General features: G+C 63.2%; 11 protein-coding genes and 1 tRNA gene. 8 read left to right on the top strand and 4 right to left on the bottom strand.

All coding sequences use genetic code 11. The features are described 5' to 3' along the window. Window positions 1–27 precede the first annotated feature (27 nt). A complete protein-coding gene (ftsH, locus tag E0L29_RS05145; RefSeq protein WP_131355672.1) occupies window positions 28–2,154 on the top strand; it encodes an ATP-dependent zinc metalloprotease FtsH in 2,127 nt (708 codons plus the stop codon). 68 nt (window positions 2,155–2,222) lie between these two features. Here ftsH and E0L29_RS05140 read toward each other — a convergent pair. Continuing rightward, window positions 2,223–2,296, bottom strand: a tRNA-Val gene (locus E0L29_RS05140). A 160-nt stretch (window positions 2,297–2,456) separates the two neighbouring features. On the opposite strand from E0L29_RS05140, the gene E0L29_RS05135 reads away from it, so the two are divergent. The 5 genes from E0L29_RS05135 (at window position 2,457) to E0L29_RS05115 (ending at window position 7,338) form a co-directional block, all read left to right on the top strand. Continuing rightward, window positions 2,457–3,605, top strand: coding sequence for a 1-deoxy-D-xylulose-5-phosphate reductoisomerase (locus tag E0L29_RS05135; RefSeq protein WP_131355669.1), 1,149 nt, complete (start codon window positions 2,457–2,459; stop codon window positions 3,603–3,605). A gap of 87 nt (window positions 3,606–3,692) precedes the next feature. After that, entirely contained in the window at window positions 3,693–5,057 is a 1,365-nt protein-coding gene (rseP, locus tag E0L29_RS05130; protein WP_131355666.1) for an RIP metalloprotease RseP, read from the top strand. Window positions 5,058–5,072: 15 nt separating this feature from the next. Beyond that, on the top strand, window positions 5,073–6,149 hold the full coding sequence (gene prfA / locus E0L29_RS05125) for a peptide chain release factor 1 (protein ID WP_131355663.1): 1,077 nt from the start codon (window positions 5,073–5,075) through the stop codon (window positions 6,147–6,149). Window positions 6,150–6,193: 44 nt separating this feature from the next. Next, window positions 6,194–6,805 (top strand): DUF1997 domain-containing protein, encoded by a 612-nt coding sequence (locus E0L29_RS05120; protein WP_131355660.1) that lies wholly within the window; start codon window positions 6,194–6,196, stop codon window positions 6,803–6,805. 20 nt (window positions 6,806–6,825) lie between these two features. Further along, on the top strand, window positions 6,826–7,338 hold the full coding sequence (locus E0L29_RS05115; protein ID WP_242664288.1) for a nitroreductase family protein: 513 nt from the start codon (window positions 6,826–6,828) through the stop codon (window positions 7,336–7,338). Window positions 7,339–7,808: 470 nt separating this feature from the next. On the opposite strand, the gene E0L29_RS05110 is transcribed toward E0L29_RS05115, so the two are convergent. Both E0L29_RS05110 and E0L29_RS05105 read right to left on the bottom strand, forming a co-directional pair. Then, window positions 7,809–7,967 carry a hypothetical protein gene (locus E0L29_RS05110; protein ID WP_131355654.1) on the bottom strand — a complete coding sequence of 53 codons (159 nt, stop codon included), beginning with the start codon at window positions 7,965–7,967 and terminating at the stop codon, window positions 7,809–7,811. Between the two features lie 59 nt (window positions 7,968–8,026). After that, complete coding sequence (locus E0L29_RS05105) at window positions 8,027–9,481, bottom strand: FAD/NAD(P)-binding oxidoreductase (protein ID WP_131355651.1); 1,455 nt, start codon at window positions 9,479–9,481, stop codon at window positions 8,027–8,029. A 286-nt stretch (window positions 9,482–9,767) separates the two neighbouring features. Here E0L29_RS05105 and E0L29_RS05100 point away from each other — a divergent pair, with 286 nt between their 5' ends. Next, entirely contained in the window at window positions 9,768–10,985 is a 1,218-nt protein-coding gene (locus tag E0L29_RS05100) for an ArsA family ATPase (protein WP_131355647.1), read from the top strand. A 22-nt stretch (window positions 10,986–11,007) separates the two neighbouring features. Here E0L29_RS05100 and E0L29_RS05095 read toward each other — a convergent pair whose 3' ends face one another. Continuing rightward, window positions 11,008–12,234, bottom strand: a complete 1,227-nt coding sequence (locus tag E0L29_RS05095) for an FAD/NAD(P)-binding oxidoreductase (RefSeq protein ID WP_131355644.1) — start codon at window positions 12,232–12,234, stop codon at window positions 11,008–11,010. A 283-nt stretch (window positions 12,235–12,517) separates the two neighbouring features. Here E0L29_RS05095 and E0L29_RS05090 point away from each other — a divergent pair, with 283 nt between their 5' ends. Then, window positions 12,518–14,116, top strand: a complete 1,599-nt coding sequence (locus E0L29_RS05090; protein WP_131355641.1) for a thiamine pyrophosphate-dependent enzyme — start codon at window positions 12,518–12,520, stop codon at window positions 14,114–14,116. The last annotated feature ends 12 nt before the right edge of the window (window positions 14,117–14,128 follow it).

Raw genomic sequence — 14,128 nt, 5'->3', positions numbered from 1 at the left:
TTATAATATTTTCACGACGACTGATTGATGGCAAAAAATCCGCAGAAACCCTCAAATAATCCCTACAACTCCGAACCGGAAACCCCCCAGCCCCGACCGAAGCTCCCCCTGGTCTATTACGTGGTGGTGATCTTCCTGCTCATCGGTTTGCAGCTCGCATTCTTCTGGTCCGGCTCTCCAAGGGAGATCCCGTACAGCGCCTTCCGCACCTTCGTCACCGAAGACAAGGTGGAGTCCGTGCGCATTGCGCCCGAGAAGATCTATGTTACGCTGAAGCCCGGCGTCGACAGCGGCCTGCCAAAGACCGAGGCCGAAGGCGACAAGGTCCCCCAGCTCCTGCACGGCCCGAAAACGCCGGATAACGAGGTGAGGGTGAACCCGGTACGCGACGACGGCCTGACCGCCCTGCTCGAGGCCCACGGAGTCAAATACGAAGGCACGCCGGGCAACACCTGGATCGGCGAGCTGATCCAGTGGGTGCTCCCCTTCGCGCTGCTCTTCGGCCTCTACTTCTTCATCTTCCGCCGCATGGGCGGTTCGGGAGGGCCCGGCGCGCAGTTCATGAACATCGGCAAGAACAAGGCGGCCCTCTACGAGAACCTCGACGAGCACACCCGCATCACCTTCAAGGACGTTGCGGGCCTCGACGAGGCCAAGGCCGAGGTGATGGAGGTGGTCGACTTCCTCAAGGACCCGAAGAAATATACCCGCCTCGGCGGCAAGCTCCCCAAGGGAGTGCTGCTCGTCGGCCCTCCGGGCACCGGCAAGACCCTGCTCGCAAAGGCGGTCGCCGGCGAGGCAGACGTGCCGTTCTTCAGCATCAGCGGCTCGGACTTCGTCGAGATGTTCGTCGGCGTCGGCGCAGCACGCGTGCGCGACCTGTTCCGCCAGGCCAAGGAGAAGGCTCCCTGCATCATCTTCATCGACGAGATCGACGCCGTCGGCCGCAGCCGCGGCAAGGGCGCCATGATGGGCGGCAACGACGAGCGCGAGAACACCCTCAACCAGCTCCTCGTCGAAATGGACGGGTTCGCGACCGACAAGGGGGTCATCCTGATGGCCGCCACCAACCGCCCCGACGTGCTCGACCCGGCCCTGCTCCGACCCGGGCGCTTCGACCGCCAGATCATGGTCGACAAGCCCGATCTCAAGGGGCGTATGGACACCTTCAGGGTGCACACCAAGAAGATGTCGCTCGGCAAGGACGTCAACCTCAAGGCGCTCGCATCACAGACGCCGGGATTCGCCGGCGCCGAGATCGCCAACGCGGCCAACGAGGCCGCCCTGCTCGCCTCGCGCCGCAACAAGGAGAGCATCGGCATGAAGGACTTCGAGGATGCGATCGAGCGCGTGGTGGCGGGCCTCGAAAAGAAAAACAAGGTCATCAACCCCAAGGAGAAACGCATCGTCGCCTACCACGAGGCCGGCCACGCCATCGTCAGCTGGATGATGCCGGAGAACGACCCGGTACAGAAGATATCCATCGTACCGCGCGGCATGAGCGCGCTCGGCTACACCATGAACATCCCGCTCGAGGACCGCTACCTCATGACGAAACGGGAGCTGTTCGCACGCATCTGCGGCCTGCTCGGCGGGCGCATCGCAGAGGAAACCGTCTTCGGCGAGATCTCGACCGGCGCCCAGAACGACCTCGAGAAGATCACCGGCATCGCCTATAATATGGTGCTGGTCTACGGCATGAGCGACAGGATCGGCAACCTCTCCTACTACGAGAGCAGCAACCCCTACTACGGAGCGCCCGGCGTCGAGAAGAAATACGGAGAGGATACCGCCCGCATGATCGACGAAGAGGTGAAGTCGATCGTCGAGTCGGCGGCGGAAACCGTGCGCACCATGCTCCGGGAAAACCGCCAGAAACTCGAAGAGCTCGCCCAGGCGCTGCTCTCGAAGGAGATGCTGCACTACTGCCAGGTCGAGGAGATCCTCGGCAAGCGCCCCGCAGGAGAGGATGACGGAACGGAAGGGGTCGACTGCAGCAAGCGCGGGGAGGCCAACGGCGCCATGAATGTTTCGGAAGAAACCGAGCCGGAGTCCGGCACGCAGGACGGGGAAGGGATGAGCCCGACCGAACTGGCCGAGCTCGAAGCCGCTGCGGAACGCCTGCGCCAGTCGCGCAACGTCTCCGACAACTGAGAGAAAAAAGAGGCAGGGAAATAGAAAAGGGGCAGGCCCGACGGCTGCCCCTTTCGTATGCGGGTATGTGGGTCCCGAGGGATTCGAACCCCCGACCTACTGGGTGTAAACCAGTTGCTCTAACCAGCTGAGCTAGAGACCCTTGAGGGGCCGTAGTATACCATATTATTCCCTGTATTGCAAAACCGAAAAAACCGCAGGCGGCCGGCCCGGGCGGCGCTGTTTGTAAGCCTTCGCGAAAAAGCATAAATTCAGCGCGTTACCTGTTCAAACGCAATCCGGCAACCTTTTTCTCCACTACCATGAGAGCATTATCCATTCTCGGAAGCACCGGTTCCATCGGACTCAGCACCCTCGACGTCGTCCGCCAGCACCCTGACCGGTTCAAGGTTGTCGGCCTTGCCGAAGGCCATGACGTCCGGCTCCTTTCCGAGCAGATCAGGGAGTTCAATCCCTCCATCGTCTCGGTACGCAACGAACAGAGCGCCGCGGAGCTCAGGGAGATCCTCGGCCAGGACGCCCCGGAGATCTGCCACGGCATCGAGGGAGCCGGAACGGTCGCCGCCGCCGAGGGTGCCGACATGGTGGTTTCTGCCATCGTCGGCGCCGCCGGCCTCACCCCCACGGTGAAAGCCATCAAGGCGGGCAAGGACATCGCGCTGGCCAACAAGGAAACCCTCGTCGTCGCAGGCCAGCTGGTCTCCGACCTCGTCAAGCAGCACGGCGTCGAGCTCCTGCCGGTCGACAGCGAACATTCCGCCATCTTCCAGTCGCTCCAGGGCCACCGCCCCGAAGACGTCGAGCGCATCATCCTCACCGCTTCCGGCGGACCGTTCCGCAACACCTCCTTCGCCGATATGCGGAAAGCCGGCCCGGAACAGGCATTGAAGCACCCGCAGTGGACGATGGGCGCAAAGATCACCATCGACTCGGCGAGCATGATGAACAAGGGGCTCGAGGTCATCGAGGCCCACTGGCTCTTCAACATGCCGGCCGAGAAGATCGGCGTCGTCGTCCACCCGCAGAGCATCATCCACTCGATGGTAGAGTACGTCGACGGCTGCGTGATCGCCCAGCTCGGCTCTCCCGACATGCGCGCCCCGATCGCCTACGCGCTCTCCTGGCCCGAGCGATGCGAAAGCGGCATCAAGAAGCTCGACCTGGCCACGATCGGCACCCTTACCTTCGAGGAACCTGACATGGAGCGTTTCCCGGCGCTGCGCCTTGCCTTCGACGCCCTCAAGGCAGGAATGACCTACCCGGCCGTCCTCAATGCGGCAAACGAAATCGCCGTCGCGGCATTCCTCGAGAAGAGAATCGGTTTCACGGCCATCGCCGAGACCGTCGACAAGACCATGCAGGCACACGAGGCGTACACCCCCGTGGAGCTCGACGAATACATCAACGCCGACCGCTGGGCGCGCGAAGCGGCGAAGGCGATCATCGGCTGAAGAACCCTTTCCCGGACGGCTCCCGCCCGGCACTGAACCAGAGCTGAGCCCCGGCACCGCCCGGGGCCCTGCCCGCAACTGATACCTATGGACATCCTGAGCACCACATTCTTCTTCATCATCGCGATCTTCATCCTCGTCACCGTCCACGAGTTCGGGCACTTCATCACGGCGAGGATCTTCGGCATGCGGGTCGACAAGTTCTACATCGGGTTCGACTTCTTCGACATGCGCCTCTGGAAGAAGAAGATCGGAGAGACCGAATACGGCATCGGCGTCTTCCCCCTCGGCGGGTACGTGAAGATCGCCGGCATGGTCGACGAGAGCATGGACACCGACTTCGGCTCCTCCGAGCCGCAGCCCTGGGAGTTCCGCGCCAAACCCGTCTGGCAGCGCCTCGTGGTGCTCGCCGGCGGCGTTGCGATGAACATGGTCCTTGCGGCCATGATCTTCACCGGCGTCACCCTCGTGCTCGGAGAGGCCAGAACCAGCACCTCGATTCCCGCATACGTCGATGAGGGCTCCGTGTTCGAAGCGATGGGCATGCAAACCGGCGACCGGTTCGTGGCCGTCGACGGAGCGGCCGTATCGAGCTGGGAGGAGGCGCTCGACCCCGAACGCTTCACCTCCTCGAGCCCCGTGTTCACCGTCCGCCGGGCCGACGGACGCGACACGACGCTCCCGGCCCCGAAACAGTTCATCTCGGAAGTCAGCGAACGCAACGGCTTCGGCATCCGCCCCATCGTGCCTCCGCTCATCGATGAGGTACTCGCCAAAAACCCCGCCGAGGCGGCAGGCATCAGGGCCGGCAGCCTCATCACCGCCATCGACGGCCGGCCGGTCTCCGACTGGACCGAAGTGGTCGAGATCATCTCCAGCCATCCCTCGGAAGCCATCACCATCACCTGGCGCCGGCTCGAGGCCGCTGAAGGCGAGGTCGCAACCGCCGAAAATATCCTGCTGAAGGGGACGGACACCACGGCAACGGTAACCCCGGCCGCAAACGGCAAGATCGGCATCATGCTCCGCCAGAACATCTCGACCGAGCGGCGCATGCTCGGGTTCGGCGGCTCGCTCAAAAGCGGCATCGAACAGACCTGGAAGATGAGTGCGATGACGGTGCAGGGGTTCACCAAGATCTTCACCGGACAGGAGGACTTCCGCAAGTCGGTCGGCGGGCCGATCAAGATTGCCAAGATCGCCAACCGCAGCGCCGAACAGGGGCCGGTCAGTTTCCTCTATTTCCTGGCCGTGCTCTCCATATCGCTCGCAGTCATCAACATCCTGCCCGTTCCGGCGCTCGACGGAGGGCAGTTCGTGCTCAACGCCGCTGAGGGCGTGATGCGCAGGGAGATCCCGATCGAAGTGAAGATGCGCATCCAGCAGATCGGCATGACGCTCCTGCTCGCGCTCTTCGCCTACATCCTCCTCAACGACATCCTCAACCCCTGAGCCGAGGCCTCACCGATGCTTGAGAGACTCCAGTCCATAAAAGAGCGCCACATGGATCTCGAGCGGCTGCTCGCCGACCCGGAAGCAGCCGCCGACCAGGCGCGTTTCCGCAAGCTCAACAAGGAGTACAGCGACCTCCGCGACATCGTCCGGGCCTACGACCTCTACGCCGGGGCCCGCCGCCAGCTCGAGGAATCGCGCCAGATGGTGGCGAGCGAGGAGGATCCGGAGATGAAGGCCATGGCCCGCGAGGAGACCGATGCGCTCGAGCGCCGGGTTCCTGAACTCGAGCAGGAGCTCCGGCTGCTGCTGCTGCCGAAGGACGAGGCCGACTCGCGCAACGTCATCATGGAGATCCGCGCCGGCACCGGTGGCGAGGAGGCTGCGCTGTTCGCAGCCGACCTCATGCGCATGTACCAGCGTTACGCCGAGCGGCAGGGGTGGCGGTGCGAGGTGCTCGACTACACCGAGAGCTCCGGGCCCGGAGGATTCCGCGAGGTCACGCTCTCGATCACCGGACACGACGTCTACGGCACGCTGAAGTTCGAAAGCGGGGTACACCGCGTCCAGAGGGTTCCCGAAACCGAGACCCAGGGGCGCATCCACACCTCCGCAGCCAGCGTGGCGGTCCTGCCCGAAGCCGAAGAGGTCGACGTGGAGATACGGCGCGAAGACCTGCGCTTCGACACCTACCGCAGCGGAGGCAAGGGAGGACAGAACGTCAACAAGGTGGAGACGGCCGTCCGCATCACCCACGAACCCACCGGGCTCGTCGCAGCCTGCCAGGAAGAGCGCTCGCAGCTCCAGAACAAGGAGCGGGCGATGAAAATGCTCAGGGCCAAGCTCTACGACATCAAGCTGCGGGAGCAGCAGCAGGAGCGGGCGGACCTGCGCCGCACGATGGTCTCCGGCGGGGACCGCAGCGCGAAGATCCGCACCTACAACTACCCGCAGTCGCGCGTGACCGACCATAGGATCGGATTCACGAGCCATGCGCTGCCCGGCTTCCTGCAGGGAGAGATCGGAGAGCTCATCGACGCCCTGAAGATGCACGAGCAGGCCGAGCGCCTCGAAGAGGCCGCCCGCGCCTAGGACATCATGAACCATTAACCGACGGCTACAGAGAGGGACCCGCTATGAAAATGGACGCCACAGGCAGAAGCAAGGGGGAGTGGATCTTCTCCGATACGTTCGAGCGGACCCACAGCTACCTCTCGGACCAGAAGAAGATCCTCGGCTTCAACCCCTTCTGCCACAATGTCGAGCTGACCGACGAAGAGGGGGTCTACCGCTGGCACTTCCGCGTCACCGACCCCCAGCAGAACCCGTTCGACGTCATCTTCTACGTCAAGCAGACCGACGAGGTGATGGTGGCCCTGCCTGAAGAGCTGCAGGAGACCGATCCCGAGTCCCTCACCGACGAACAGATCAGCCGCCACACCGTGGGCCGCAAGATCCTCTGGCACCACCACGCCCCCTCCGGCCCCGTCGAGGACCCGAAGAACTACCTCTTCGAAGGAAAGGCTTTTGCGGAAATGCTGCTCGAAGTGCTGGAACCGAAACAGACGAAAGTGCATTTCGATCTGCGCATCGACGTACGCTTCGTGCTCTACCCGGCCTTCCGCATCATACCCGAACAGATCATCCGGGCCATGACCAACGCCGGCATGTCGATGATCATGCAGACGGCGACAAACCGGATGTTCCACTGCATATCGAAGGATTTCGGCCCCGTCCGCCACGCATGAACCAAGAAGGAGAGAGAACGATGGACTTCCATGAACTCGCCGCAGCGCGCTCGAGCACCCGGAGCTTCCGCCCCGATCCCGTTTCAGAAGAGAGCCTAAGGCGCATCCTCGAAGCGGGCAGGCTCGCCCCTTCAGCCAAGAACCTCCAGCCGTGGCGCTTCGCCGTGGTGCAGTCACCCGACGCGCTCCTGCGCGTCCGGGCGTGCTACTCCCGCGACTGGCTGCGCACCGCCCCCACTATCCTCGCCGTCAGCGGCCGGCGCAGCGATGCATGGGTTCGGTCCTCCGACGGCTACAACTCGCTTGAAACGGACCTCACCATCGCCATGGACCACATGATCCTGGCTGCCGAGGAGGAGGGCGTCGGCACCTGCTGGATCGCCGCCTTCGACCTCCCCTGCCTGAAAACGGCGCTCGGGCTTGCCGGAGAAGACGAGATCTTCGCCATCACCCCGCTCGGCTACGCGGCCGAGGGCTACGCCCCCGTCCCGAAAACCCGCCGCCCTCTCGAAGCGAGCCTCACCTGGCTGTAGGCCCCTTTCGAGAAAGCACCGCCTCCAGCCGGCAACTGCCGAAGACACCTCCTCGACGATCGCGCGGCTCCCGGAGACTCCCCATCTGCGCCCGATCTCCTCGAGCCTGCGCTCGCCGGGATGAAGGGGATCAAGGTCGAAAAACAGCACGTGCTCCCCTTTCCCGCCGATATCGGGAACCAGGTCGATGGCGGGGGGAGATCCGCCACCCTTCACTTCGAGCGTAAACCATCCAGAAATTCTTCAGGTGGTCGTCGGTGTTCCCAGGAGCCGATGCTGACCCCGGGATCGCCCGTCTCCATCTTGCTCACGCTCGGGCGGCAAAGAGCCCCTGCACCTCGAGCCTTTCGATCCCGGCCGCCATAACGCAAAAAGGGCGCAGAACCTTGCCGGAAACCTGTTCCGGCGGTTCTGCGCCCTGATCGGCCTGGCGCGAAGCGCGGGGAAGCCCTGCGGCACCCCGCATCGGCTCAGGAGTGTCCGCCTACGACGATGCGTATCATCTTGACGTTCAGCACGATGAAGCGGATGAACTGCCACGGCACGAACTTGCGCCAGAACAGCGTCGATTTCTCGGGCACCGGCGGATAGGCTTCGTCGAAATATGCCTTGATTCTGTATTTACCCATGGTTGGTGGATCTGGATGGTTATGGATACTCTTGCGTCCGTACTGGTCGGAGGCTCACCTTACTCCGGGATGAGCCACCAGAACGGATAGCCCTTCGCCTTGTGGAAGAAGAGGTAGTGCAGCAGCACCTTCAGCCAGTGGCCGGCAAGACCGGCTTCGCCGACGGAGTACTTCATGTCGCGACCCCATTCGGGGTACTTGTCCCAGTCGGGAACGACCGGGAAGACGGTCATCGAGGCGCCGAGGCCGTCGAACGAGCCGAACCCGCCGGAAACGATGCAGGCTGCGCCCATGCGGCTCATCGAGGCGCGGTGGCGGTGCTCCGTGGCCCCGTGGATGCGCTCGGCGATGTTGAGCGCCGTGATCTTGCCCATGACGCCTGAAGGCATGCCGGTGCGCGGCGGAGTCGGGAAGATCTGCCGGCCGTTTGGGCTCGTCATCGGCTTGGAGATCGGATGCGGAGGGGCGAACGCGATGCCGACAGCGTAGATGTTGTCGTAGGTCGGGTTCTGGTAGGTGCTCGGCCAGTCGTCTGCCGACCACTCCTCGAAGGGCTTCTGGGCGTAGTCCGCATCGACCTTCATGAACTTGTTCGGCGCGAAGAGCACGCCGGTGATGTCGTTGCCCTCACGGTCGAATGCCGTCATGCCGACGCCCGAGAAGGAGGGAATGAGCATCGCGAAATCGAACTCCTGGACATGCTCCTCTCCGTCGAGGGTCTCGTAGTAGGCCTTGCCTTCCTCGACCTTGTAGATGCCGGCACGGCGGATCCAGTTGATGCCGTACTCGGCGAGGATCGACTCGGTGAAGACCTTGGTCGGGGTGATGTAGCCGCCGCGCTTGATGAAGGCGCCTCCCATACCGAAGTCACCGACCTCGTACTCGTTTGAGATCCAGGTGATCTGGGCCATCTTGCTCAGGCCGCGCTTGGAGATCTCGTGGGCGATGTTGAGGATGTACTCGAAAGCCGCGCCCTGGCAGGTCGCCATTGCGTGCCCGGTGCCGATGAGGAAGCGCTGCTTCTCTCCGGCCTGCATCTTCTTGATGTTCTCCTGCAGGTGCTCCCATGCGTGGGCCGCATGCGAGTAGGTGCAGACCGAGTAGCTGTTCTTGTCGGGCCCGAGTCCCTCGGTGGCCTCGAAGTTCAGCTTGGGGCCGGTGGCGTTGACCAGGTAGTCGTACTCGACGTTCTCCCTCGTTCCCGCGTGCTCCTCATCGGTATACTCGATGGTGACGTAGCCGCGCTCGGTCCCGGCGTCTCCTTCAGGGTGGATCTCGAGGGCCTTGGCCTGCTTGTAGACGATCCCCCAGCGGTCATAGACCTTCTTCAGCTGGAAGCGGACCTCGTCGATCGACATCTGTCCGACGCCGACCCAGATGTTCGAGGGAATCCACTGATAATAACTGTTCGGCGTCACGACGACGACCTCATGCTTCTTGCCGAGCTTCTTCTTGAGGAACGAAGCACAGGTGTGTCCGGAAACGCCGGCTCCCAATACGACGACCTTTGCCATAGACGGTCTCTCTTTTGAGTTGTTGCTAGTTGCGGTCTTTTATCGACTTGTAGAAGAAGTACCCCGGAACAGGCTGAATAATTCCCCGCCGGCGTCTCCCCGATTCATGACCAATTATCTACTGGTAAGCGCTATATAAGCATATGCTCATATTAAAGCAAATACTCCCCTTTTTTTCTTTTGCGCCCCAAAGGGCGAATGCGCCCTCGACAGAACGGAGAGGCGCCCTCTGCTGTTGTAGGGCATAGGAGCAGATACGCAACCGCCCCCCGGAGCAAACCTCGCCATGCGAAACATCGTCTTCACCGGAAAGGGGGGCGTGGGAAAGACCTCCGTCGCCGCCGCCACGGCCCTGCGAGCCGCCGAGGCCGGAAAACGGACCCTCATCATCTCCACCGATCCGGCCCACAGCCTCGGCGACTCCTTCGACATGGAGCTCGGCCCCTCGCCGGTCAAGATCGCCGAAAACCTGTTCGGCCAGGAGGTCAGCGTCTACGGCGACCTCTCGCTCAACTGGGAGATCGTGCGCGAACACTTCGCGCACCTCATGCAGGTGCAGGGGATCGAGGGGATCTATGTCGAGGAGATGGGGGTACTGCCCGGCATGGAGGAGCTCTTTTCGCTCTCCCACATCAAGCGCTACAACGAGTCCCGGGAGTACGACCTGCTTGTCGTCGACTGCGCCCCGACCGGCGAAACCCTCCGGCTGCTCTCGCTGCCGGAGACCTTCGGCTGGATGCTCCGGCTGATGCGCAACCTCGAAAAATACGTGGTCAAACCCGTCATCCGTCCCCTCTCCAAACGGGTCGGCCGCCTGCAGGACTACGTGCCGGACGTCGACGTATACGAGCAGGTCGACCAGCTCTTCTCCTCGATCGAGGGGATCATCGAGCTGCTCTCCGACGGAGAGCGCACCACGGTGCGGCTCGTCATGAACCCGGAGAAAATGGTCATCAAGGAGTCGATGCGCGCACTCACCTACCTCAACCTCTACGGCATCACCGTCGACCAGGTGGTGATCAACCGCGTGTACGACGAATCGGCCGACGGGGTGTTTTTGCGTGACTGGAAAGCGATCCAGCAGGGCTACATCGAACAGATCGAGCGCTCGTTCGCCCCGATCCCCATCACCCGCGTACCGCTCTTCCCCAAAGAGGTGCTCGGCATCGACATGCTGCGCAAAGTCGGAGATGCGGCCTACGGGGAACTGGACCCGCTCGCCATCTTCTACCGCGAGGAGCATATCGACATCCGCAAGGAGGGCGAGGGTCGCTACACCATGAAGCTCCGCCTGCCGTTCGTCTTCGACAACCGCATGGAGGCCGACGTGGTGCAGGTCGGCGACTCGCTCACCGTGCGCATCGGCAACTACCAGAAAGGGGTGGTGCTGCCGGTCTTCCTCGCCGGCATGCGGGTGGAGGGGGCGAGCTACGAACAGGGGTGGCTCGCCATCGCATTCACGAGGAAAGAGGGCGCCCCCGCCCGGCCGAAAGAGGAGCGGTGAAGGGCGCCTCCGGAGGAAGGCTTCAGCCGACCTCCTTGCCGGCCATGACGAGGGTCGGGGGCATGCCGAGATGGCGGCCGCCGAGCAGCACGTTCCAGTAGAGCGGCTCGAAGGCAAGCTTGCCGTACCAGTTCGCCTTCGTCTCCTTGAGGAGCGAGAAAGGGCCGAGGTGCGGAGCGGGGAACTTGCCCGGCAGCGGCTCGATCTTGTAGTTGAAGTCGATGAGCGAGGCCGTACCCTTCGAATAGACGATAAAGCAGGTGGAGTGGCCGTCGAAGATCTCCTCGGGCTTCACGCCGTGGATTTCGGCCATGATGTTGAAGACCACGACGTCGGCCTCATAGTGGGCGACCGACCCGGCCTTGGAGGTCGGCACGTTGGTGGCGTCGCCGATGACGTAGACCCGTTCGTGCTTGAGGGCCTGGAGGGTGTTCTGGTGGGTCGGCACGTAGCCGATGCCGTCGTCCATTCCCGAGTCGCCGATCACCTTGTCGCCGACGGTGGTGGGGACGACCACCAGCATGTCGTAGTCGACCTTCTCTCCCTGCACGCTCTCGATGAATTTGCCCTTGCCGTCGACCCGGTTGAGCTCGAAGCCGGTCGTGATCTTGATGTTCTTCTCCCTGGCCGACTGACTGAAGACCGCCGCGGCCTTCGGCTTGGTGAAGGCCCCCTGCAGCGGAGTAACCAGCTCGATCTCGACCTTGTTGCGGATGCCGCGGCTCTTGAAGTACCAGTCGGCAAGGAACACGAACTCGATCGGGGCGACCGGGCACTTGAAGGGCAGCTCGGCGATGTCCATCACGAGCTTTCCTCCGTCGAACTCCCTCAGCTTGCGGTGCAGGACGTCGGCCGCCTCGAGGTAATAGAAGGTGAAGGCGTTCTTGCCCCAGGCGTCGAGCAGCCCGTCGTTCTCCTCCGGCACCACCTTGCATCCGGTGCTGACGACGAGGAAGTCGTAGTCGAAGGAGTGGTGCTTCGTCTTCACCACCCGCTTGTCGGGATCGACATGGGTGATCTCGTCAAGGACGAACTTCACGCCGGGAAGGATGTACTTCTTGCGCGACTTCACGAGCGTCTTCGACTTCTGGATGCCGAAGGGCACGAAGAGGAGCCCCGGCTGGTAGATGTGGCGGTCGTCTCGGTCGATGACGACGATCTCCCACTCGTCGGGCAGGTGGCGGCGCAGGTTGTTGGAGACGATGGTTCCGGCGGTGCCGGCTCCGAGAACGACGATTCTTTTGGCCATGACGGAATCCTCCGGCTGTTTTGAACGGTGCGACCCGTCCGGTTGCAAGTGCTCCTCCGACAGCGAAGCATCGCCTTATTGCCGGAGAGTTATATAATCAGATAATTATGTGAATATATAGAGAGAGCCCGACATTTACAAACCGGCCGCGCGGCCCGCGCCGACCGGAGCCAAATCCTTTCGACCCTTTACTTTGGGCGGAAAATTTATGATCTTGGTAGATATTTGGGACCGCCGCTTCTGCAGTGACGGAGACGGATTCCGAAACCACCCTATTCTACGCATGGAAAGACAGCTCCTCCTGGGGGCGGAAGCCGTTGCCCTCGCTGCCATTGACGCCGGCATATCCGGCGCCTACGCCTACCCGGGAACCCCTTCGACAGAAATCACCGAATTCGTCCAGCGCTCCGGGGAAGCCCGCCAGCGCGGGGTGAGGTCCGCATGGTCGGCCAACGAAAAGACCGCCTACGAGGCCGCGCTCGGCATGTCCTATGCAGGGAAGCGCGCGCTGGTCTCGATGAAGCACGTGGGGCTCAACGTCGCCGCCGACGCCTTCATCAATTCCGCACTCACCGGCGTGGGGGGAGGACTGGTGCTCTGCGTCGCCGACGACCCGTCGATGCACTCCTCGCAGAACGAGCAGGACAGCCGCATCTACGGCCGCATGGCCATGATCCCCATACTCGAGCCCTCGAGCCAGCAGGAGCTCTACGACGCCGTGCGCGAGGCCTTCCCGCTCTCCGAATCGCTCTCGCTGCCGGTGATGGTGCGCATCACCACACGCCTCTCCCACTCCCGTGCGGGTGTCTTGGCGCGCGAGGCGGAGCCTCAGCGCCTGCTCACGGAACCCGGATCGCTGCCCCCGGCGGAACGGTTTGTCCTCATGCCGGCGAACGCCAGGCGGCAGTACCGGCACCTCATCGGGCTGCAGCCGGAAATCGAGCGCCTGGCCGAAGAATCCCGGCTCAACCGCTCGGTCGGAGGCACCTCGGAGACCGGCGTGATGGCCTGCGGCATCGCATACAATTATGTCATGGAAGTGCGCGAACGCTACGGCCTCGACCTCCCCGTCCTGAAGACCGGCCAGTACCCCGCGCCGCGGGAGGCCGCACGGGAGCTCTTCAGCCGCTGCCGGCGGGTGCTCGTCGCCGAGGAGGGCTACCCGGTGATGGAGGAGCTGCTTCGGGGGTTCTTCGGCAACGAAAAGATCCTGGGCCGCCTCGACGGCACCCTGCCGCGCACCGGCGAGCTCGATACCGACATCATCGCCCGGGCGCTCGGCCTCGAAAGCGCGCCATTTGAACCCGCCCCCGGAATCGTCGCCCCGCGTCCGCCGGAACTCTGCCGCGGATGCGGCCACCGCGACCTGTTCGACGCGCTCAACAGCGTCATGGCCGAGCACTCCTACCAGAGCGTCTTCTCCGACATCGGCTGCTACACCCTCGGCGCCCTCCCCCCCTTCAGCGCCATCCATACCTGCGTCGACATGGGAGCTTCGATCACCATGGCCAAGGGGGCTGCCGACGCAGGGCTCCGGCCGGCAGTGGCCGTCATCGGCGACTCGACCTTCACCCACTCCGGCATGACGGGACTGCTCGACGCCCTCAACGACCGCTCCGCAGTAACCCTCATCATCGCCGACAACGACACCACGGCCATGACGGGAGGGCAGGATTCGGCGGCGACCGGCAACCGGCTCGAGACCATCTGCCTCGGCCTCGGCGTCGACGCCGGGCACCTGAGGGTCATCGTCCCGCTCAGAAGCCGCCTCAAGGAGAACATCACGGTGCTGAGGGAGGAGATCGCCTATGAGGGGGTCTCGGTCGTCATCGCCCGGAGGGTGTGCGTGGAAGAGGCGGCACGGAGGAAGAAGAACACATGAGTACGAGTATGA

Origin of the sequence: Chlorobium sp. N1 (assembly GCF_004332115.1) — a bacterium.
Lineage (GTDB): Bacteria > Bacteroidota > Chlorobiia > Chlorobiales > Chlorobiaceae > Chlorobium.
The sequence above is the reverse complement of the archived record's forward strand: the minus strand, read 5'-3'. Positions and strand labels throughout refer to the sequence as shown.

Bases quoted from the DNA above. Each gene is read 5' to 3' on its own strand.
- E0L29_RS05105 (WP_131355651.1), bottom strand. From the start codon at position 9,481: ATGGCAAAGGTCGTCGTATTGGGAGCCGGCGTTTCCGGACACACCTGT.
- E0L29_RS05100 (WP_131355647.1), top strand. From the start codon at position 9,768: ATGCGAAACATCGTCTTCACCGGAAAGGGGGGCGTGGGAAAGACCTCC.
- E0L29_RS05115 (WP_242664288.1), top strand. From the start codon at position 6,826: ATGGACTTCCATGAACTCGCCGCAGCGCGCTCGAGCACCCGGAGCTTC.
- ftsH (WP_131355672.1), top strand. From the start codon at position 28: ATGGCAAAAAATCCGCAGAAACCCTCAAATAATCCCTACAACTCCGAA.
- E0L29_RS05120 (WP_131355660.1), top strand. From the start codon at position 6,194: ATGAAAATGGACGCCACAGGCAGAAGCAAGGGGGAGTGGATCTTCTCC.
- rseP (WP_131355666.1), top strand. From the start codon at position 3,693: ATGGACATCCTGAGCACCACATTCTTCTTCATCATCGCGATCTTCATC.
- E0L29_RS05090 (WP_131355641.1), top strand. From the start codon at position 12,518: ATGGAAAGACAGCTCCTCCTGGGGGCGGAAGCCGTTGCCCTCGCTGCC.
- E0L29_RS05135 (WP_131355669.1), top strand. From the start codon at position 2,457: ATGAGAGCATTATCCATTCTCGGAAGCACCGGTTCCATCGGACTCAGC.
- E0L29_RS05110 (WP_131355654.1), bottom strand. From the start codon at position 7,967: ATGGGTAAATACAGAATCAAGGCATATTTCGACGAAGCCTATCCGCCG.
- E0L29_RS05095 (WP_131355644.1), bottom strand. From the start codon at position 12,234: ATGGCCAAAAGAATCGTCGTTCTCGGAGCCGGCACCGCCGGAACCATC.
- prfA (WP_131355663.1), top strand. From the start codon at position 5,073: ATGCTTGAGAGACTCCAGTCCATAAAAGAGCGCCACATGGATCTCGAG.